This window comes from Agrobacterium tumefaciens, assembly GCF_017726655.1.
In the GTDB taxonomy this organism is placed as follows: Bacteria; Pseudomonadota; Alphaproteobacteria; order Rhizobiales; family Rhizobiaceae; genus Agrobacterium; species Agrobacterium tumefaciens_B.
Genome location: NZ_CP072308.1, coordinates 2,322,478 through 2,343,815 on the forward strand (window position 1 = coordinate 2,322,478; position 21,338 = coordinate 2,343,815).

Sequence of the window (21,338 nt, forward strand, 5' to 3'; positions counted from 1 at the left end):
ATGGCAAGGCAAGAAGCGAACGAGCAGTTTCAGATCACGTCGTTTCTGGACGGCGCGAATGCAGCCTATATCGAGCAGCTCTATGCCCGGTACGAAGAGGATCCCTCTTCCGTGTCGCCGGAGTGGCAGAGCTTCTTCAAGGCACTGTCCGATAATCCGGAAGATGTGAAGAAGGCGGCCAAGGGCGCCTCCTGGAAGCGTGCCAACTGGCCGATCCCGGCAAATGGCGACCTGGTTTCCGCACTGGACGGCAATTGGGCCACGGTCGAAAAGGCCATCGAAAAGAAGGTTCAGGCAAAGGCTGAGGCCAAGAGCGCCGACACCGGCAAGCCCGTCAGCGAAGCCGAAGTGCTGCAGGCGACCCGTGACAGCGTTCGCGCCATCATGATGATCCGCGCCTACCGCATGCGCGGCCACCTGCATGCCAAGCTCGACCCGCTCGGCATTGCCGTTGCCGTCGAGGATTACAACGAGCTCTCGCCGAAGTCCTACGGCTTCGAGGAAAGCGATTACGACCGCAAGATCTTTATCGATAACGTGCTCGGCCTCGAATATGCGACCGTGCGCGAGATGATCGATATTCTGGAGCGCACCTACTGCTCCACCATCGGCGTCGAATTCATGCATATGTCCAGCCCGGAAGAAAAGGCCTGGATTCAGGAACGTATCGAAGGCCCGGATAAGGGCGTTGCCTTTACAGCCGAAGGCAAGAAGGCAATCCTGTCGAAGCTGGTCGAAGCCGAAGGTTACGAACAGTTCCTCGACGTTCGCTTCAAGGGCACCAAGCGTTTCGGTCTCGATGGCGGTGAATCGCTCATCCCGGCGCTCGAGCAGATTATCAAGCGCGGCGGCCAGGAAGGGCTCGAGGAAGTCGTTCTCGGCATGGCTCACCGCGGCCGCCTGAATGTTCTGACGAACGTCATGGGCAAGCCGCACCGCGCCGTGTTCCACGAGTTCAAGGGCGGCTCGTTCAAGCCTGACGATGTCGAAGGTTCGGGCGACGTGAAGTATCACCTCGGCGCCTCCTCCGACCGCGAATTCGACGGCAACAAGGTTCACCTGTCGCTGACGGCCAACCCGTCGCACCTTGAAATCGTCAACCCTGTGGTCATGGGCAAGGCCCGCGCCAAGCAGGACCAGCTGGCCAAGCAGTGGGACGGGGACATCATTCCGCTTTCCGAGCGCGCCAAGGTTCTGCCGCTGCTTCTGCATGGCGATGCCGCTTTTGCGGGTCAGGGCGTGGTTGCTGAGATTCTCGGTCTTTCCGGTCTGCGCGGTCACCGCGTGGCCGGAACCATGCACTTCATCATCAACAACCAGATCGGCTTCACGACGAACCCGGCCTTCTCCCGTTCGTCGCCCTATCCATCCGACGTTGCCAAGATGATCGAAGCGCCGATCTTCCACGTCAACGGTGACGATCCGGAAGCTGTGACCTATGCGGCCAAGGTTGCCACCGAATACCGCATGAAGTTCCACAAGCCTGTGGTCGTGGACATGTTCTGCTACCGCCGCTTCGGCCACAACGAAGGCGACGAGCCGGCGTTCACGCAGCCGAAGATGTACAAGGTCATCCGCGGCCACAAGACCGTCGCGCGCATCTATGCCGACCGCCTGATCGCCGAAGGCTTGATCAACGAGGGCGAATTCGAGAAGATGAAGGCCGACTGGCGCGCTCATCTCGAGCAGGAATTCGAGGCGGGCCAGTCCTATAAGCCCAACAAGGCAGACTGGCTGGACGGTCAGTGGTCCGGCCTGCGCGCCGCCGACAATGCCGATGAGCAGCGTCGCGGCAAGACCGGCGTGCCGATGAAGCAGCTGAAGGAAATCGGCAAGAAGCTGTCGACCATTCCGGAAGGCTTCAACGCCCACCGCACGATCCAGCGCTTCATGGAAAACCGCTCGCAGATGGTCGAGACCGGCGAAGGCATCGACTGGGCGATGGCGGAAGCACTGGCCTTCGGTTCGCTCGTCGTGGAGGGCCACAAGATCCGCCTTTCCGGTCAGGATTGCGAACGCGGCACCTTCTCGCAGCGTCACTCGGTTCTCTACGATCAGGAATCCGAGGAACGCTACATCCCGCTGGCAAACCTTGCGCCGACGCAGGCCCGTTACGAAGTCATCAACTCGATGCTTTCGGAAGAGGCGGTCCTCGGTTTCGAATATGGTTACTCGCTGGCCCGTCCGAATGCGCTGACGCTCTGGGAAGCCCAGTTCGGCGACTTCGCCAACGGTGCTCAGGTCGTGTTCGACCAGTTCATCTCGTCGGGTGAACGCAAGTGGCTTCGCATGTCCGGTCTGGTCTGCCTTCTGCCGCATGGCTACGAAGGTCAGGGTCCGGAACACTCTTCCGCCCGTCTGGAGCGCTGGCTGCAGATGTGCGCCGAAGACAACATGCAGGTTGCCAACTGCACGACGCCGGCAAACTACTTCCACATCCTGCGCCGCCAGGTGAAGCGCGACTTCCGCAAGCCGCTGATCCTGATGACGCCGAAGTCGCTGCTGCGCCACAAGCGCGCCACGTCTTCGCTGGCCGAGCTTGCAGGCGAGTCCTCCTTCCACCGTCTCCTGTGGGACGATGCCGAGGTCATCAAGGACGGCCCGATCAAGCTGCAGAAGGATTCGAAGATTCGCCGCGTCGTCATGTGCACGGGCAAGGTCTATTATGATCTGCTCGAAGAGCGTGAAAAGCGCGGTATTGACGATATCTATCTGCTGCGCGTCGAACAGCTCTATCCGTTCCCGGCCAAGGCGCTCATCAACGAGCTGTCGCGTTTCCGCAATGCGGAGATGGTCTGGTGCCAGGAAGAGCCGAAGAACATGGGTGCGTGGTCGTTCATCGATCCTTACCTGGAATGGGTCCTGGCCCATATCGACGCCAAGTACCAGAAGGTCCGCTACACGGGCCGTCCGGCTGCCGCCTCTCCGGCGACCGGCCTGATGTCCAAGCATCTGGCGCAGCTTGCTGCGTTCCTGGAAGACGCGCTGGGAGAGTGAGAACTCTCCCGCATCGCCCCGTATAAAAGACACCCGAATAACGGAACTAGATCATGGCCACTGAAATCCGCGTACCAACCCTCGGCGAATCCGTCAGCGAAGCGACCGTCGGCACCTGGTTCAAGAAGGTCGGCGACACCGTCAAGGCCGACGAACCTCTCGTTGAACTGGAAACCGACAAGGTTACCGTCGAGGTGCCGGCGCCTGCGTCCGGCGTTCTCACCGAAATCGTGGCGCAGAACGGCGAAACCGTCGGTCTCGACGCGCTTCTCGGCCAGATCGCCGAAGGCGCTGCGGGCGCTGCAACCTCTGCACCGGCTGCCGAACCGGCAAAGCCAGCTGCTGCCGCAGCCGCCGCTCCGGCTCCCGCTGCTTCTGCCGCCAGCGCCATGCCGCCGGCACCTGCTGCTGGCAAGCTGCTTGCTGAAAACAACCTGTCTGCCGATCAGGTCGACGGTTCGGGCAAGCGTGGTCAGGTTCTGAAGGGCGATGTGCTTGCTGCCGTCGCGAAGGGCGTTTCGGCCCCTGCCGCTGCTCCGGCTCCGGTTGCTGCTGCTCCCCGTCCCGTTTCCGCCGAGCAGGATCAGGTTCGCGAAGAGCGCGTGAAGATGACGCGCCTGCGCCAGACGATCGCCAAGCGCCTCAAGGATGCCCAGAACACCGCCGCCATGCTCACCACTTACAATGAAGTGGACATGAGCGCGGTCATGGACCTGCGCAACCGTTACAAGGACGTGTTCGAGAAGAAGCATGGCGTCAAGCTCGGCTTCATGGGCTTCTTCACCAAGGCCGTGACACACGCGCTCAAGGAACTGCCTGCCGTCAACGCTGAAATCGACGGCACTGACATCATCTACAAGAACTATTGTCACGTCGGCATGGCTGTCGGCACCGACAAGGGTCTTGTCGTTCCGGTCATCCGCGATGCCGACCAGCTTTCCATCGCTGGCGTCGAAAAGGAACTCGGCCGTCTTGCCAAGGCAGCACGCGACGGTTCGCTCGGTATGGCCGACATGCAGGGCGGCACCTTCACCATCACCAATGGTGGCGTTTACGGTTCGCTGATGTCCTCGCCGATCCTCAATGCCCCGCAGTCCGGCATCCTCGGCATGCACAAGATCCAGGAGCGTCCGGTCGCCATCGGCGGTCAGGTCGTCATCCGTCCGATGATGTATCTGGCGCTCTCCTACGATCACCGTATCGTTGACGGCAAGGAAGCCGTGACCTTCCTCGTCCGCGTCAAGGAAAGCCTGGAAGACCCGGAACGTCTGGTTCTCGATCTTTAATCGGTCTTGCTTTTCGTTTCAGCGGGGTTTCAAGTGAAACTCCGCTGGAACACTACCTTGGAGAGCAGACGTGCAGCCGACATTTCTCGCCGCTTCCCCCTTTCTGCCGCTCATCGGTTTAAGCGTTCTTCTTCTCGTGGCGCATGTCCTGTTGCAAGGGATGATGGCGACCAGAGAATTGGGGCGTGAATGGAATGCCGGTCCGAGAGACGGCGAGCAGAAGCCACAGGGTAAGCTGTCCGGTCGCGCTTCGCGCGCATCGGCCAATTTCCGGGAGACCTATCCGGCTTTTCTGGCACTGGCTTTCGGCGTTATCATGGCGGGTGACCCGTCCGGAATTGCGCTTATCGGCGCGTGGTTGTGGTTGATCTGCCGCATCATCTATATTCCGCTCTATCTCGCAGGTGTGCCCTATATCCGGTCTTTCGTCTGGTTAGGTTCAATGCTTGGACTTGCGCTGATGTTTGTCGTGTTGATGTTCTGAGGCTTGATGTGATGCACCAATATCTTATCGAACTTGCATCCCTGATGGCGATCTTCGCTTTCGCAATCGTATCGCCGGGCGCCGACCTTGCGATGGTCATGCGCCAGGCAATGGTTCATGGACGCAGGCAGGCCATCATCACCAGCTTCGGCGTTGGAACGTCGCTGATGTTCCACGTTACCTATACGATCCTCGGACTTGGCCTGATCATTTCCCAGTCGATCTATCTCTTTAACATCGTCAAATGGCTGGGTGTCGCCTATCTGATCTATATCGGCATCAAGGCGCTGCGTGCCGGCAAGACCGAGTTGCCGGGCGTCGAGGGTGAGGCTGTTCAGGCGAAAAGCAGCCAGACCGGGCTCAAGGCCTTCACGCTCGGTTTCGCCGCCAATGCGCTCAATCCAAAACCGGTGTTTTTCTTCCTGTCGATCTTTTCGACGGTGGTTCACGCGCATACGCCCGTTGGCATCAAGTTTGGTTACGGGCTCGTCATGGCAAGCTGCCTTATCCTGTGGTTCGTCGGCGTCAGCCTGTTCATGACGACGCCGCGCATGCGCGCCGCATTTCAACGCGCCAGCCAATGGATCGACCGCACCAGCGGTGTGGTCTTCATCGCTCTCGGCATAAAACTCGCAACGGAAAAAGCGGCCTGAGTTTCAGGTCAAATGGAAGCTGGGCAATGATCCGATATCTTGCCCCTATAAAGCAGGAACCAGAACATGGCATATGATGTAGTTGTAATCGGCACCGGCCCCGGCGGTTATGTTTGCGCGGTCAAGGCGGCACAGCTCGGCCTGAAGGTCGCTGTCATCGAAAAGCGCGCGACCTATGGCGGCACCTGCCTCAATGTCGGCTGCATTCCCTCCAAGGCACTGCTGCACGCGTCCGAAACCTTCGCGCATGTCGCCCATGGCGTCGATTCGCTCGGTATCGAAGTTGCCGCCCCGAAACTGAACCTTGAAAAGATGATGGGCCACAAGGACAGCGTGGTGAAGGCCAATGTCGACGGCGTGTCCTTCCTGTTCAAGAAGAACAAGATCGATGCCTTCCAGGGCACCGGCAAGGTCGTTTCCGCCGGCAAGGTTTCCGTCACAAACGACAAGGGCGAGACACAGGAAATCGAAGCAAAGAACATCGTCATTGCCACAGGTTCTGACGTTGCCGGCATTCCAGGCGTTCAGGTTAATATCGATGAGAGCGTCATCGTGTCGTCTACCGGCGCAATCGCTCTTTCCAAGGTTCCGGAAAAGCTCATCGTCGTTGGCGGTGGCGTTATCGGCCTCGAGCTTGGTTCGGTCTGGTCGCGTCTCGGCGCCAAGGTGACCGTCGTCGAATATCTCGACACCATTCTCGGCGGCATGGATGCCGAAGTGTCCAAGCAGGCGCAGCGTCTGCTTGCCAAGCAGGGTCTCGATTTCAAGCTCGGCGCGAAGGTAACGGCGGTTGAAAAGACCGCCGCCGGTGCGAAGGTCGTGTTCGAACCGGTCAAGGGCGGCGCTGCCGAAACCCTGGAAGCGGATGTCGTTCTGATCTCCACCGGTCGCAAGCCCTTCACGGAGGGACTCGGACTTACTGAAGCCGGTGTGACGCTCGATAGCCGTGGCCGCGTTGAAATCGACGGCCACTACAAGACCAATGTCGACGGCATCTACGCCATCGGTGACGTGGTGAAGGGCCCGATGCTGGCGCACAAGGCGGAAGACGAGGGCGTGGCGCTCGCTGAAATCCTTGCGGGTCAGCACGGCCACGTCAATTACGACGTCATTCCCGGTGTTGTTTACACCCAGCCGGAAGTCGCTTCCGTCGGCAAGACGGAAGAAGAGTTGAAGGCCGCGGGCGTCGCTTACAAGGTCGGCAAGTTTCCCTTCACAGCAAATGGCCGCGCCCGCGCCATGCAGGTGACGGACGGTTTCGTGAAGATCCTAGCCGACAAGGAAACGGACCGGGTTCTGGGTGGTCACATCATCGGCTTCGGCGCGGGTGAAATGATCCACGAAATCGCCGTGCTGATGGAATTCGGCGGTTCTTCGGAAGATCTCGGTCGCACCTGCCATGCACATCCCACCATGTCTGAGGCCGTGAAGGAAGCGGCGCTCGCAACTTTCTTCAAGCCGATCCACATGTGATCGGCGTTTGAGCCTGACGCTCAAATATTAAATTTCAGTCATCTGTTAAACCCCGGCTTGCCACGCAGGCCGGGGTTTCTCATACTCGCGACACAGCCTGTCTAACCTTTTGATAAAAGGCAATAAAATGGCGTATCGCACTCAAGTTTCCTTCACGGTTCCACAGCGCATCATCCATTGGGCGATGGCGCTTCTGATCCTCTTCAATCTCCTGTTTCCCGATGGCATGGAACATGCCTACCGTTTGATGCGGCGTGGAGAGGCACTGACGCCGGATCAGCTGTCATCGGCGAATATTCACGCCTATGTGGGTTTCACCGTTCTTTTCCTTGCGGTCGTGCGCCTCTGTCTGCGGCTGATGCAGGGCGTGCCGCCACATCCGCCTGAGGAGCCGCGCGTCGCGCAGATTGCCGCCAAGGTGGCGCATTTTACGCTTTACGCGCTGTTCTTCATCCTGCCACTCTCCGGCATCGCTGCCTATTACTTTGGCGTGGGCGCGGCAGGCGATCTGCATTCCGGCCCGTTCAAGGTGCTGATGTGGGTTTTGATCGCCGGCCATGTCGTGGCTGTCCTTGTTCACCAGTTCTATTGGCGCACCAATCTCCTGAGGCGCATGACGCACGGCTAGGGTCCAAGCGGCGGTTTGTCGCGTTTCCTCCCCGCTGGAAAAAGAAGATGCTGGCCCCTGCCGCACCGTGCGGCTGGGGTTCAGGGATGCGAAACATCGAAGATATATTGGCAGGCGCCGATTGGTGCGATTGTTTTCAGGGAGAGATGATGACGCCGGGAATGACCTCGCTCGATGTGAGCAGGCTTCTCCTTGATCATCCTCCGGCATGGATTAGCGGGCTGATGGCGCTTCGAAACCGCGTCGTTTCGCTTTTCGGCTTAAAAACGGTTGAGTTGGTGGCCGGCGCTTCGGCGGGTGGATTTCCGGTTCTGTCGTCAAGCCGGGAGCGGACCGTGCTGGGTTTCGATGACCGTCATCTCGATTTCCGGATCGTCGTTGATCTCGAAGAAAAAGGAAGCCACCAGCTGGTGAGTGTCACCACCATCGTCAGGCGCAAGAATCTGTTCGGACGGCTCTATCTTCTCGCTGTCGGGCCGTTTCACCGCCGTATCGTGCCGGCGACGATGCGGCCGTTTTGCGCCAATGTCCGGCCTGTCAGCACCGGTAGTGAGTGGGTCAATCGACCCGGGTGAGGGTGAAGCCCTCTGCGCGCAGCAGTTCGACAAGGCCTTCTTCGCCCGGCAGATGCAGCGCGCCCACGGCCATGAAGACATTGCCCTTGGCAAGCTCAGGTGTGGCACGGTCTGCCATGACGTGATTGCGGTCGGTGATAATGCGCTGTTCGAAGGCGGCGTAGCCCTGTTCGCTTTCCGCCGCTGTCTTTTTGGGGTCGATGCTTTTCAGCATGGGCATGGTCATGCCGATATCGCCGGCGACGTAGAGATCGGTCATGGTCGTCATCACGTCATCCATGCGGTCGCCCAGTTCCAGCGTTTCGATCAGTGCCTGAAGATGAAATTCCATCGGCAGCTCGGACATGGCCGTCAGCTGTTCGACCATCGTCTCCAGCCCGACGAGGCGCTTTCCGTTCGCAACCGCATCTTCGGCAAGCTTCTTGTCGAGAAAGGAGAGGCCCGTTGCCTTGCGGGCGAACTCGCAGGCGGGCAGGGCGACGAAACTCGAAAGCATCCAGGGCTTCATCCGCGAAACCGCATTCAGCGGAATGCCCCGCTCCTTCAGGCCCTTTTCGAGACGCGAAACATTTTCGGGCGACAGGATGTCGGTGATCGATTTGCCATCCAGAAACATGGTGAGTTCGGGCTTGCTCAGCAGCGCGGTCGCGACCTTCTTGTCGTCAACGATTTCGTCCGACTCCACGATCACAGTCGCGGCCTTTTCGAAGGCGGGGCTGGCGGCCGCAGGCATCTCCAGAACACGCGGATCGGTGACATGCATGGTGCCGAGAAGATAGGACGGGGCCGTGCCGGCCTTTTCGATGCGCCAGAAGTTGCCCTTGCCGTTCGGGATCGCTGCCGCCTCCTGCTCGATCTTTGCGAAAGCTTGCGGATCGGTTTTACGCATGTCTACGAGAATATCGCTGCCCGTGCAGGTGACCTTCTGCTCGGCGGCCTCCGCCTCGCCCAGTGACAGCAGGGTCATGAGGAGGATGGCAACGGCTGTAACATGCAGGGCGGCCAGCAGCCAGAGCAGGGCATCGCCGGTTTTGCCCATGAGGGTGGCGGTCAGATTTTCGGGTTTCATCAGGCTTTGCATCGGTCCAATCCGGTTCTCGTTCGCTTATAGAACGGCCGTTTGGATGTCTGGTTAATGTTTATGGTTAACCATTTCCTGTGTCATGCGCGAGGGTGCGCGTTGTCGTAGATTTCCAATAATCTTGCCGTATCGACGCCGGTATAGACCTGTGTGGTGGAGAGGCTCGCATGGCCGAGCAGTTCCTGAATGGTGCGCAGATCCCCACCGCCGGCCAAGAGATGGGTGGCGAAGGAATGGCGCAGCGCATGCGGCGTGGCATTTTCCGGAAGGCCGAACGCGCCGCGCAGCTTCTGCATTTCCCGTTGGATGATGGCGGGCTGCAGCTTGCCGCCGCGTGCGCCGAGGAACAGCGGTTCACTCGCCGACAGAGCATAGGGGCAGAGCTTCCTGTAGGTATCGACCGCTTCGGTGACCACGGCCAAAAGCGGCACGATCCGTGTCTTGCTGCCTTTGCCTGTTATACGCAGGCTGCGTGCGCCGGGCGGAAAATCTGCCGGCGTGAGGCTGAGTGCCTCTGAAATGCGCAGCCCGCAGCCATAGAGCAGCGAGAGGACGGCCGCATTGCGGGCTGCGATCCATGGCTCTTCATTTAACTGTGCCTCTGATGTCGTGATCTTCAGCGCCTGCCGATCGGTCAGCGGCTTCGGCAGGGATTTCGGTTGTTTTGGCGCGCGCATGGCGGTGGCGCCGGCGGCATTGACAAGGCCTTTTCGCTGAAGATGGTGCAGCAGGGAGCGCAGACCCGCCAGATGCCTGCTGAGGGAACGCGCACCAACGCCTTCCTTGCGCCTGTTGGCCAGAAAGGCGCGCAGATCGACAGGACGAAGATCGGCAATATCCGCGATGGAGGCCGGTTTGCCGATGTAGCCTGTCAGGAAGGTCAGGAACTGACGCGTATCGCGCTCATAGGCTTCGACGGTATTGTCGGAAAGGCGGCGTTCACCGCCAAGCGCCGTCAGCCAGGCCTGGCGCTCGGTGAGCAGATCGGGGTCGGCAAATGTCAGGATTTCGGTCACGCGGCGCTCCATTCCACAGCGTGAATATATGCGCCTATGGTCAGCATTTGGTTAAGAGGTGGACTTTGCGGGGCGAGCGCCCTACATCCGGGCGGTTTCCTTTTTCCTGTCGCCGGGGCATGGTCGCCACATCATGGCAAAAGATTCGTCCGATCTGTTTGGGGCTCTATTCGACCCGCCGTCGCCCACGCGCACGGTACCCGTTCTTGTGCCGATGCCAGCGCCCGGGCCCTATAGCTACGCCGTGCCTGAAGATATGGTGGTGGAAACCGGTTCCGTGGTTCAGGTGCCACTTGGTCCGCGGCAGGTCTTCGGCGTGGTGTGGGACGATGCCGGCGAGAAGAGCTTTGACCCCAAGAAGCTACGGCCCATAACCAAGAGTTTCGAGTGCCCGCCCATGAAGACGGAAATGCGCCGCTTCGTGGACTGGGTTGCCGCCTATACGCTGTCTCCGCCCGGTCTCGTGGCGCGCATGGCATTGCGCGCGCCTGCCGCCTTCGATCCCGAGCCGATGATCGAGGGGCTACGGCTGACGGAAGGCAGGCCGGAGCGCCTGACCCCCGCCCGCGAGCGGGTGATGGAGCTGGCGGCCGAAGGGCACGGCTGGACGAAGAGCGGGCTTGCTCATGCCGCCGGCGTTTCGACCAGCGTCATCGACGGGCTTGTGAAACAGGGCGTGTTCGAGACGATCTTCCTGCCCGCGCCGCCAGTGGTGCCCGAGCCTGACCCTGATTATGTCGAGCCGCGTCTGGAGGGCCCGCAGAGACAGGCCGCTTCGGAGATACTGGAGGATGTGCGCAGGGGCGGTTTTCATGTCTCGTTGATCGACGGCGTGACGGGCTCCGGCAAGACCGAGGTCTATTTCGAGGCCGTGGCCGAAACGCTCAGGCAAGGCAAGCAGGTGCTCATCCTGTTGCCGGAAATTGCCCTGACCGCGGCGTTTCTGGAGCGCTTTCAGGATCGGTTTGGTGCAAAACCGGCGGAATGGCATTCTGACGTCTCGCCCCGAATGCGTGAAAAAGTCTGGCGGCAGGCTGTCACCGGCGAGGTGAAGGTGGTAGCCGGCGCGCGCTCGGCACTTTTCCTTCCCTTCGATAATCTTGGTCTCATCATTGTCGATGAGGAGCATGACCCGGCTTACAAGCAGGAAGACCGTGTTTTCTATAATGCCCGCGACATGGCGGTTGTGAGGGCGCGGATCGCCGAATTCCCGGTCGTGCTGGTTTCGGCCACGCCATCTGTCGAAAGCCAGGTGAACGGCAGCTCCGGGCGTTACAACACGATTCACCTGCACACGCGTTTTGGCGATGCGGCCATGCCGGACCTTCATCTCGTTGATATGCGCCGACACCCGCCGGAGCGCGGAGGGTTTCTGTCACCCGTCCTGCTGCGTGGGATCGGCAAGACGATCGAAAAGGGTGAACAGGCGCTGCTGTTCCTCAATCGACGCGGCTACGCGCCGCTGACGCTTTGCCGGGTCTGCGGCCACCGTTTCCAGTGTCCGCAATGTTCCAGCTGGCTGGTGGAGCACCGGTTCCGCAATCAGTTGCAGTGCCATCAGTGCGGCCATAACGAGCCAACGCCCGATCATTGCCCGGAATGCGGCACATTTGATCATCTCGTGGCTTGCGGGCCGGGTGTGGAGCGCATCGCCGAAGAGGTGGAGAAACATTTCCCCGAGGCCCGCACCATCGTGCTCTCCTCCGATCTGATGGGCGTCAAGCGGCTGCGGCTGGAGTTGGAGGCGATCGTTAAAGGGGAGGCAGACATCGTCATCGGGACGCAACTTGTCGCCAAGGGCCATAACTTTCCGCTGATGACGCTTGTTGGCATCGTTGATGCCGATCTCGGCCTGGCCAATGGCGATCCGCGGGCGGCGGAGCGAACCTTTCAGCTGCTTTCCCAGGTAACGGGGCGCGCCGGGAGAACGGGGCGAAAGAGCCATGGTTTGCTGCAAACCTATCAGCCACAACATCCGGTCATGCAGGCCATCGTTTCCGGTGATGCCTCTGCATTCTACGAGAGGGAGATCGTGGAGCGCGAAAAGGCCCTGCTACCGCCCTTCGGACGGCTTGCCTCGATCATTGTATCGGCCGATACGCGCGGAGAAGCGGAAACGCATGCGAGAGGTCTGAGGGCTGTGGCCCCGCAGGTAACCGGCATCATGCTGCTTGGCCCGGCGGAAGCGCCGCTGGCGCTGATCCGCGGTCGGCACCGTTTTCGGTTGCTGCTACACGGGCGGCGCAATTCCGACATGCAGTCGTTTCTGCGCACGCTTCTGGCCAATGGTCCGAGGGAGCGCGGCAGCGTGCATGTGCAGCTGGATATCGATCCGCAAAGTTTCCTCTGAACTTTGCGGGCGCAGGCGTTTTCCAGCTGTCGCGACCGTGGCATAAGGCGAGCGAACAACAGAATCGATTGGGGAACGATATGGAGTTTTATTTTCCGGCCGAATTCGGCGAACAGTTGGCCTTCGGCGCGGCGGTGGTATCGGCCATCATCGGGCTATTTTTCATGTTTGCACCCGGCTTGACGCTTCGGGCTTTCGGTCTGCTGCCCGCCGGCGAACGCCGGGATGGCTATGCGCTGGTGCGCTCGTCGCTTTCCGGCTTTTATCTCGGCCTCGGCGCCGCCGCCCTGCTTCTCGCCCAGCCCATGGTCTATCTCGCCTTCGGTGCGGCATTCGCCCTTAGTGTGTTCGGCGGGATACTCTCCATCCTCTCTGATGGTGGCGCAAGCATGCGGAATCTCTTACTTCTGGTTGTGCACTTTCTGCTCGCCGCACTCTCGTTGAGCTACGTCTTCGGGTTGGTCTGAAGCCGGCTTTTTGGCTTTTGCGCCTCACAGACGCTTGATCCTGAGCGAAATCGGAAAATTAAAACGCATTCCCCCTTGCCCAAACGGCGCTTTCCGCTATTACGCGTGTTGCGAGTCCCGGCGTCCTATGCTAGACGGACCGCGAAATTGGGAAAAGGCAGGGGGGAATTCCGGTCTTTTTCGGGGAAATTGAAACGATTTCAAGAATTTGATGCGGTGGAGCCCCATCGCTGATGGTCTTGGACGATTAGCAGGGAAAAAGTGCCCGTGGCAGAGACCTCCCAGGGAACATCCGGTGTAGCGGAAAGGTATGCGTCGTCGCTTTTCGAGCTTGCTTTGGAAGCGGGTACGGTCGAAGCGGTTCAGGCCGAACTGGACAAGTTTGGCGCTCTTCTCGACGAAAGCGATGATTTGAAGCGTCTGGTTGCGAGCCCGGTATTTTCCGCCGAGGACCAGTTCAAGGCAATCACCGCAATCTGCGAAAAGGCCGGCATCAATGGTCTCGCGCTGAATTTCCTCAAGGTCGTTGCGAATAATCGCCGTCTCTTTGCCGTTCCCGGCATGATCCGCGCCTACCGCACCATTGCTGCCGCCCACCGCGGCGAAATTACCGCCGAGGTTACCTCGGCACATGCGCTCGACGAGGCGCAGGAAACTGAACTGAAGGCGGCGCTGAAGAGCGTTACCGGCAAGGATGTGGCGGTTTCCGTTACCGTCGATCCCTCGATCCTCGGTGGTCTGATCGTCAAGGTCGGCTCCCGCCAGATCGATACGTCTCTTCGCACCAAACTTTCCACCCTTAAGCTTGCACTGAAAGAGGTTGGCTGATGGATATCCGCGCCGCGGAAATTTCCGCAATTCTGAAAGATCAAATCAAAAATTTCGGCAACGAGGCGGAAGTCTCGGAAGTCGGCCAGGTGCTTTCCGTCGGTGACGGTATTGCTCGCGTTTACGGTCTCGACAATGTTCAGGCTGGTGAAATGGTCGAGTTTCCGGGCGGCATCCGCGGCATGGCGCTCAACCTCGAAGCCGACAATGTCGGCGTGGTTATCTTCGGTTCCGACCGTGACATCAAGGAAGGCGACACCGTAAAGCGGACTGGCGCTATCGTTGACGTCCCCGTTGGCCCGGAACTGCTCGGCCGCGTCGTTGACGCGCTCGGCAACCCGATCGACGGCAAGGGCCCTATCAATGCCGCCAAGCGTTCGCGCGTTGACGTCAAGGCTCCCGGCATCATTCCCCGCAAGTCGGTTCATGAGCCGATGTCGACCGGCCTCAAGGCCATCGACGCCCTCATCCCGGTTGGCCGTGGCCAGCGCGAGCTCGTCATCGGCGACCGCCAGACCGGCAAGACCGCGATCATTCTCGACACGATCCTGAACCAGAAGGCCATTCACGACAATGGTCCTGACGGCGACAAGCTTTATTGCGTCTACGTCGCTATCGGCCAGAAGCGGTCGACCGTTGCCCAGTTCGTGAAGGTTCTGGAAGAGCGCGGCGCGCTGCAGTATTCGATCATCGTTGCTGCGACCGCTTCCGATCCGGCTCCGATGCAGTACCTTGCTCCGTTTGCCGGTTGCGCCATGGGCGAGTACTTCCGTGACAACGGCAAGCACGCTCTCATCGGCTACGACGACCTTTCCAAGCAGGCCGTTGCTTATCGTCAGATGTCGCTGCTGCTGCGCCGTCCTCCGGGCCGCGAAGCTTATCCAGGCGACGTTTTCTACCTCCACTCGCGTCTTCTCGAGCGCGCTGCAAAGCTCTCCGACGAAATGGGCGCTGGCTCGCTGACGGCTCTGCCTGTCATCGAAACCCAGGGTAACGACGTTTCGGCGTTCATTCCGACCAACGTGATCTCGATCACCGACGGCCAGATCTTCCTCGAAACCGACCTGTTCTATCAGGGTATCCGCCCGGCTGTTAACGTCGGTCTGTCGGTTTCGCGTGTTGGCTCTGCCGCCCAGATCAAGGCGATGAAGCAGGTTGCCGGCTCGATCAAGGGTGAACTTGCTCAGTATCGCGAAATGGCCGCTTTTGCCCAGTTCGGTTCAGACCTCGATGCTTCCACGCAGCGCCTCCTGAACCGCGGTGCTCGCCTGACCGAGCTTCTGAAGCAGCCGCAGTTCTCGCCGCTCAAGACGGAAGAGCAGGTTGCGGTGATCTTCGCCGGCGTCAACGGTTACCTCGACAAGGTTGCAGTCGCACAGGTCGGCAAGTTCGAGCAGGGTCTGCTCTCCTACCTCCGGTCGGAAGGCAAGGCGATCCTCGACACCATCCGCACGGAAAAGGCTATCAGCGACGATACCAAGGGCAAGCTCAAGGCCGCTCTTGATAATTTCGCCAAGTCTTTCTCTTAAATCAGGGCTCTTTTACTCGGACGGATAACGGATGCCTTCACTAAAGGATCTGAAAAACCGCATTGCCTCCGTAAAGGCGACGCAGAAGATTACCAAGGCGATGAAAATGGTCGCCGCGGCGAAGCTTCGGCGCGCCCAGGAAGCTGCGGAGGCCGCCCGGCCTTATTCGCAGCGCATGAGCGCCGTTCTTGCCAATATCGCGAATGCGGTTGAGGCGGACGTTGCTCCGGCGCTGATGACCGGCACCGGCAAGGACGATGTGCATCTGCTCGTCGTCTGCACGGCTGAGCGTGGCCTTTGCGGCGGTTTCAACTCGCAAATCGCCCGTTTTGCCCGCGATCACGCCCGCAAGCTGATTTCGGAAGGCAAGACGGTCAAGATCATCACGGTCGGCAAGAAGGGTTACGACGCGCTGCGTCGCGAATTTGCAGCCAACATCATCGAGCGTATCGAGTTGCGCGACGTGAAGAAGGTCGGTTTTGAAAACGCCGACCAGATCGCCAAGAAGGTGATTTCGCTCTTCAACGCCGGTGAGTTCGATGTCTGCACGCTGATCTATTCGGAATTCAAGTCCGTCATCAGCCAGATCCCGACCGGCCTGCAGCTCATTCCCGCCGCAACGCCCGTTGTGGAAGAGGATGCCGCAACGCAAAACGCCGTCTACGAATATGAGCCGGATGCGGCTTCTATTCTGGAAGACCTTATTCCGCGCAACATTTCGGTTCAGGTTTTCCGGGCTCTGCTGGAAAACGTTGCCGGTGAAATGGGCGCCAAGATGAGCGCGATGGATAATGCAACGCGCAATGCCGGTGAGATGATCAACAAGCTGACGCTGTCCTACAACCGTCAGCGTCAGGCTCAGATCACCAAGGAACTCATTGAAATCATTTCGGGCGCGGAAGCGCTCTGAGGTAAGGAAAGAGGGTAAGGATAATGGCTAAGGCAGCTACCCCCAAGAAAACCGCAGCGGTGAACGGCGCGGGCAAGGTTACCCAGGTTATCGGCGCTGTTGTCGACGTGGCGTTCGAAGGCGAACTGCCTCCGATCCTGAACGCGCTCGAAACCGAGAACAACGGCAACCGCCTCGTTCTGGAAGTCGCGCAGCACCTCGGTGAAAACGTCGTTCGCACGATCGCCATGGACTCGACCGAAGGTCTGGTTCGCGGTCAGAGCGTTTCGAACACCGGCGCTCCGATCTCGGTTCCGGTTGGTCCGGAAACGCTCGGCCGTATCATGAACGTCATCGGCGAGCCGGTTGACGAAGCTGGTCCGATCGTGACCGCTTCCAAGCGCGCCATCCACCAGGACGCCCCTGCTTATGTCGAACAGTCGACCGAGGCACAGATCCTCGTCACCGGCATCAAGGTCGTCGACCTTCTGGCTCCTTACGCCAAGGGCGGTAAGATCGGTCTGTTCGGCGGCGCTGGCGTTGGCAAGACCGTTCTCATCATGGAACTCATCAACAACGTTGCCAAGGCACACGGTGGTTACTCCGTATTCGCCGGCGTTGGTGAGCGTACCCGTGAAGGTAACGACCTTTACCACGAAATGATCGAATCGAACGTCAACAAGCTCGGCGGTGGCGAAGGCTCCAAGGCTGCGCTGGTTTACGGACAGATGAACGAACCGCCGGGCGCTCGCGCTCGCGTCGCTCTGACCGGTCTGACGATCGCTGAGAACTTCCGTGACGAAGGCCAGGACGTTCTGTTCTTCGTGGACAACATTTTCCGCTTCACGCAGGCTGGTTCGGAAGTGTCGGCTCTTCTCGGTCGTATTCCTTCGGCCGTTGGTTATCAGCCGACGCTCGCAACCGACATGGGTCAGATGCAGGAACGCATCACCACGACGACCAAGGGCTCGATCACCTCGGTTCAGGCCATTTACGTTCCCGCCGACGACTTGACCGACCCGGCACCGGCCACCTCGTTCGCCCACCTGGACGCAACGACGGTTCTGTCGCGCTCGATCGCTGAAAAGGGCATCTACCCGGCTGTTGACCCGCTCGACTCCACCTCGCGTATGCTGGACCCGATGATCGTCGGCGAAGAGCACTATGAAGTGGCTCGTAAGGTTCAGTCGACCCTGCAGCGCTACAAGTCCCTTCAGGACATCATCGCCATCCTCGGCATGGATGAACTGTCGGAAGAAGACAAGCTGACGGTTGCCCGCGCCCGCAAGATCGAGCGCTTCCTGTCGCAGCCGTTCTTCGTCGCTGAAGTCTTCACCGGCTCTCCGGGTAAGCTGGTTGCTCTCGAAGACACGATCAAGGGCTTCAAGGGCCTGGTCAACGGCGAATATGACAATCTGCCGGAAGCTGCCTTCTACATGGTCGGTTCGATGGAAGAAGCCATCGAAAAGGCAAAGAAGCTGGCTGGCGAAGCTGCCTGATGATGAATTGGCGGGCGCGTGGTTTAACCGCGCGCCTTGCCGGCAATGATGGCGAAACCAAAAAGGCTTTGTCGGCATTGTAACAGACAAGTCCGTCACGCCCGCGTAATTGAAAAGAAGTGAATAGCCATGGCTGACAGTTTCAAATTCGATCTCGTTTCCCCGGAGCGTCTGCTCGTTTCCGAAACGGTTACGGAAGTCGTCATCCCGGCTACGCTGGGTGAAATGACCGTTCTGGCCAACCATGCGCCGACGATGACCACGATCAAGCCGGGTCTTGTAACCGTGAAGTTCGCCTCCGGTGAAACGCATAAATATGTCGTTTTCGGTGGCTTCGCCGATATTCTTCCGACGGGCTGCACGCTTCTTGCCGAATCCGCCGTTTCGGCCGATGATATGTCTCCCGACACGCTGCAGCGGCGCATCGACGCGGCTAAGGCGGAAATCGAAGAAGGCAATCATCACCACGAGCATCTGACAAAGCTTGAGAAGCATCTTTACGAACTGACGAACCTGCATGAGGTTCTCGTTGCTGCTTGAAAGCACCGGGCGGGTTCTTCGGAATGACTGCCCACAAAAAAGATAAAGCAGAAAGCGGCCTTCAGGGTCGCTTTTTTGTTTCAAGCGCCGCGCAGTTGGGGAGGCAGCGGCCGGATCATTCCGATACAAATTGAACCAGCGTAAATCTTCCCAAATCGATTCCGAATTTCTGCACTATGGGTTAGATGTTGTAGCGAGGATCAGGTGGCACTGTGGCTGCCACCGCAGAATGAAGCGGCGCTTCATGTTTACGGAGGATGTGTCCCGGTGTCGGCACAAACAAGCTTTCGGGTCGTTTCGAGAAACGCCATGCGCGACGGCATTCTGGCCGAAGGCGACCGTGCGGTCCCTGAGGAAGTGCCGATCGCATTTTCTTATGGTGGCAGCACCCACGCCGTAATGATGGCGAGCCCGGCGGATCTGGAAGATTTCGCGGTGGGTTTTAGCCTGACCGAGGGCATCATATCGGCGCGCGGCGATATCAACGCCATCGAGGTCGTTGAAGCCGGAGAGGGATTCGACGTCCAGGTGGATCTCATGGATGCGGAGGCGGATGCGTTGCGCGCGCGCCGCCGGCACATGGCTGGCCCCGTTGGCTGCGGTCTTTGCGGCATCGAGTCGATCGAACAGGCGGTTCGCATCGTGCCCGATGTCAGCGGTATCTCGATGTCGGTTGGAAGTGAGCACATCGTCGCCGCCATGAGAGCCTTGAATGACGCTCAAGCATTGAACCGTGAGACGAGAGCGGTTCATGGCGCTGGCTTTTACCAGCCGGGAAGCGGCCTGCGGGCCGCGCGTGAGGATGTCGGGCGTCACAATGCGCTCGACAAGCTGGCGGGCGCCGTCGTCAATGCGGGCATCTCCGCAGCGAGCGGGATTGTGGTGGTCACCAGCCGCCTCTCAGTGGAAATGGTCCAGAAAACCGCACTCCTGGGCTGCCCCGTGGTGGCCGCCATTTCTGCGCCCACCGGACTGGCGATTGAGACCGCGGAACGAGCCGGGATTACTCTTGTCGCGCTGGTCCGGGGTGAAGATTTTGAAATCTTCACCCGTCCAGACCGGATGATTTTTTAAGATCCGTGCGTTGGTCAGGTCGGTGACTTCAGAGCATTTCCGCTGATCACGCGATTACCGAAAATGATCTTTTCTGTTTTTACCGCATTATTCGACGCCGAAGCGAATACGCTTCGGCTGCAAATATTTTAGAATTCGGCCCATTCCGCAGCCGCGTTTCCATATGTTTTTGCCGGAGCGAATCGTGTTTGCTGAGGGGCCTGCAGGCGTGTAACAGTGGCGGCCTTTCTGTCGAGAGGCTGATGAGATGACGCTGCAGCCTCGCGGGAAATCTTGAACTGTCGCAGCAGCTCGTAGAGATTGTCTGCCTCATTGGCGAGGCCGTGGCTGGCGGCCGTGGTTTCTTCAACCATGGCCGCGTTTTTCTGGGTCGCCTGATCCATGATGTTGACCGCCTGGTTAATTTCCTTCAGCCCGTTTGCCTGCTCGCGTGATGCTTCAACAATGGCCGAAACGTTGGCGTCTATTTCTCCCATCTGCGACTGAATATCGCGCAACGCGTCGCCCGTCTTGCCGACGAGATCGACGCCGCTCGCAACCTGCTGACGGGATGTGTTGATCAGCGACTTGATCTCCTTGGCGGCGACAGCAGAGCGCTGCGCCAACTCCCGGACTTCCTGCGCGACCACCGCAAAGCCCTTGCCCGCTTCACCGGCACGGGCCGCTTCAACGCCTGCGTTCAATGCCAGCAGGTTGGTTTGGAAAGCAATGTCATCGATGACGCCGATGATATTGGTGATCTCGCCTGACGAGCGCGAAATCGCATCCATGGCGGATATGGCCTGCTGCACGACATCGCCGGAATGTTCGGCATGTTCCCTTGTCCGCAGCACCAGCTTACCCGCTTCACCAGCACGCTGGCTGGCATCGGCAACGGTGGTGGTGATTTCTTCAAGGGCGGCAGCGGTCTCTTCCAGTGACGCCGCCTGTTGCTCGGTCCGCTGGGAGAGCTGATCGGCGGCGATCCTGATTTCACCGGAGCCTGAGGCGATTGTCGAGGCATTGTGAGCGATGGTCTGCATCGTGGCCTGCAATTTGCCGACTACTTCGTTGAAGTCGGCTCTGAGCTTCTCCATGCTTGGCACGAAACTGGTGTCGAGGCGCTGGACAAGATCGCCCTCGGCGAGTGATCGCAGCGCTCCAGCGAGAGCGCTGATGGCGCTCATGCGCGGCGTGACATCGGTGGCGAATTTCACCACCTTCACCACCTTTCCGGCATCATCGACAACGGGATTGTAAGCCGCCTGAATCCATATTTCCTTGCCGTTCTTGCCGTAACGAACAAATTCGTCGGAAATGAACTCTCCGCTTGCCAGACGCGGCCAGAAATTCGCGTAGTCTGTAGAGGCGGCATAGGCAGGGTCGCAAAACATCCGATGGTGCCTGCCTTCGATTTCCTTCAGATCGTAATTCACCGTTGCGCAGAAGTTGGGATTGGCGGTGATGATGGTGCCGTCGGGCAGAAACTCGATGGTTGCCTGCGAGCGGGACAGTGCCTCAAGCTTGCCGGCATCGTCCACCGCCTTGATCTTCTTGGCGGTGATGTCGGTGGCGATCTTGATGACCTTGTATGGTTTGCCGGAGCGGAAAACCGGGTTGTAGGAGGCCTCGATCCAGATAACGCCGCCGTCCTTGCGGACACGGCGATACTCTTTGGCCTGAAACTCGCCGCGGGCGAGAGATGCCCAGAATTCGTCGTAGGCGCGCGACGTGGCAAGCGTGTTGTCGCAGAAGATGCGATGGTGTTTGCCGACGATCTCGGTGAGCTCATAACCGAGCGCCGCACAGAAGTTCTTATTCGCCGTCAGGATGTTTCCTTTAAGATCGAATTCAATAACCGCCTGCGATCGCGAAATGGCGTCGAGCATGTTTTTATTGTCGGCACTTTTCCCTAAACCCAGCATTACACGTCCCCCAAAATCAGCCTAGGGCGCGGCAAGCTGCACACCCGGGTGTGCGCCACGCCATA

The 21,338-nt window shown here is 59.4% G+C and carries 18 protein-coding genes; 15 read left to right on the forward strand and 3 right to left on the reverse strand.

Annotated elements, in window-relative coordinates; translation table 11 throughout:
• The 7 genes from AT6N2_RS11425 to AT6N2_RS11455 all read left to right on the forward strand — a co-directional run bounded on the left by AT6N2_RS11425 (nt 1) and on the right by AT6N2_RS11455 (nt 8,096).
• Nucleotides 1-2,997 (forward strand): 2-oxoglutarate dehydrogenase E1 component, encoded by a 2,997-nt coding sequence (locus AT6N2_RS11425; protein ID WP_144578170.1) that lies wholly within the window; start codon nt 1-3, stop codon nt 2,995-2,997.
• A 53-nt stretch (nt 2,998-3,050) separates the two neighbouring features.
• On the forward strand, nt 3,051-4,283 hold the full coding sequence (gene odhB, locus AT6N2_RS11430; protein ID WP_209086905.1) for a 2-oxoglutarate dehydrogenase complex dihydrolipoyllysine-residue succinyltransferase: 1,233 nt from the start codon (nt 3,051-3,053) through the stop codon (nt 4,281-4,283).
• A gap of 70 nt (nt 4,284-4,353) precedes the next feature.
• Nucleotides 4,354-4,767 (forward strand): MAPEG family protein, encoded by a 414-nt coding sequence (locus tag AT6N2_RS11435; RefSeq protein WP_063948333.1) that lies wholly within the window; start codon nt 4,354-4,356, stop codon nt 4,765-4,767.
• Between the two features lie 11 nt (nt 4,768-4,778).
• On the forward strand, nt 4,779-5,420 hold the full coding sequence (locus tag AT6N2_RS11440) for a LysE family translocator (protein WP_209086912.1): 642 nt from the start codon (nt 4,779-4,781) through the stop codon (nt 5,418-5,420).
• A gap of 66 nt (nt 5,421-5,486) precedes the next feature.
• Complete coding sequence (gene lpdA / locus AT6N2_RS11445) at nt 5,487-6,893, forward strand: dihydrolipoyl dehydrogenase (RefSeq protein ID WP_209086914.1); 1,407 nt, start codon at nt 5,487-5,489, stop codon at nt 6,891-6,893.
• A gap of 127 nt (nt 6,894-7,020) precedes the next feature.
• Complete coding sequence (locus tag AT6N2_RS11450) at nt 7,021-7,521, forward strand: cytochrome b (protein WP_144578162.1); 501 nt, start codon at nt 7,021-7,023, stop codon at nt 7,519-7,521.
• A gap of 86 nt (nt 7,522-7,607) precedes the next feature.
• A complete protein-coding gene (locus tag AT6N2_RS11455; RefSeq protein WP_063948474.1) occupies nt 7,608-8,096 on the forward strand; it encodes a DUF2867 domain-containing protein in 489 nt (162 codons plus the stop codon).
• Here the strand turns inward: AT6N2_RS11455 and AT6N2_RS11460 are convergent.
• Nucleotides 8,080-9,177, reverse strand: coding sequence for a TraB/GumN family protein (locus AT6N2_RS11460; RefSeq protein ID WP_209086916.1), 1,098 nt, complete (start codon nt 9,175-9,177; stop codon nt 8,080-8,082). The genes AT6N2_RS11455 and AT6N2_RS11460 overlap by 17 nt on opposite strands.
• Before the next feature lie 80 nt (nt 9,178-9,257).
• A complete protein-coding gene (locus tag AT6N2_RS11465; protein WP_209086918.1) occupies nt 9,258-10,205 on the reverse strand; it encodes a tyrosine recombinase XerC in 948 nt (315 codons plus the stop codon).
• 121 nt (nt 10,206-10,326) lie between these two features.
• Between AT6N2_RS11465 and AT6N2_RS11470 the strand changes: the two genes are divergently transcribed.
• From AT6N2_RS11470 to fdhD, 8 genes are all read left to right on the forward strand, one after another.
• Nucleotides 10,327-12,543, forward strand: a complete 2,217-nt coding sequence (locus tag AT6N2_RS11470) for a primosomal protein N' (RefSeq protein WP_209086920.1) — start codon at nt 10,327-10,329, stop codon at nt 12,541-12,543.
• Between the two features lie 80 nt (nt 12,544-12,623).
• Nucleotides 12,624-13,010: a phage infection protein gene (locus tag AT6N2_RS11475; RefSeq protein WP_209086928.1), complete on the forward strand. Its 387-nt coding sequence runs from the start codon at nt 12,624-12,626 to the stop codon at nt 13,008-13,010.
• Nucleotides 13,011-13,271: 261 nt separating this feature from the next.
• Complete coding sequence (locus tag AT6N2_RS11480) at nt 13,272-13,838, forward strand: F0F1 ATP synthase subunit delta (RefSeq protein WP_172801591.1); 567 nt, start codon at nt 13,272-13,274, stop codon at nt 13,836-13,838.
• Nucleotides 13,838-15,367, forward strand: a complete 1,530-nt coding sequence (gene atpA, locus AT6N2_RS11485) for a F0F1 ATP synthase subunit alpha (protein ID WP_063948351.1) — start codon at nt 13,838-13,840, stop codon at nt 15,365-15,367. The genes AT6N2_RS11480 and atpA overlap by 1 nt, the downstream gene beginning before the upstream one ends.
• Before the next feature lie 31 nt (nt 15,368-15,398).
• On the forward strand, nt 15,399-16,277 hold the full coding sequence (locus tag AT6N2_RS11490) for a F0F1 ATP synthase subunit gamma (RefSeq protein WP_063948352.1): 879 nt from the start codon (nt 15,399-15,401) through the stop codon (nt 16,275-16,277).
• A 23-nt stretch (nt 16,278-16,300) separates the two neighbouring features.
• Nucleotides 16,301-17,755: a F0F1 ATP synthase subunit beta gene (gene atpD / locus AT6N2_RS11495; RefSeq protein WP_063948353.1), complete on the forward strand. Its 1,455-nt coding sequence runs from the start codon at nt 16,301-16,303 to the stop codon at nt 17,753-17,755.
• Nucleotides 17,756-17,884: 129 nt separating this feature from the next.
• Nucleotides 17,885-18,295: a F0F1 ATP synthase subunit epsilon gene (locus tag AT6N2_RS11500; RefSeq protein WP_004443766.1), complete on the forward strand. Its 411-nt coding sequence runs from the start codon at nt 17,885-17,887 to the stop codon at nt 18,293-18,295.
• A 309-nt stretch (nt 18,296-18,604) separates the two neighbouring features.
• Nucleotides 18,605-19,369, forward strand: a complete 765-nt coding sequence (gene fdhD, locus AT6N2_RS11505) for a formate dehydrogenase accessory sulfurtransferase FdhD (protein WP_233282438.1) — start codon at nt 18,605-18,607, stop codon at nt 19,367-19,369.
• 128 nt (nt 19,370-19,497) lie between these two features.
• On the opposite strand, the gene AT6N2_RS11510 is transcribed toward fdhD, so the two are convergent.
• Nucleotides 19,498-21,273: a methyl-accepting chemotaxis protein gene (locus AT6N2_RS11510; RefSeq protein ID WP_233282439.1), complete on the reverse strand. Its 1,776-nt coding sequence runs from the start codon at nt 21,271-21,273 to the stop codon at nt 19,498-19,500.
• Nucleotides 21,274-21,338 lie beyond the last annotated feature (65 nt).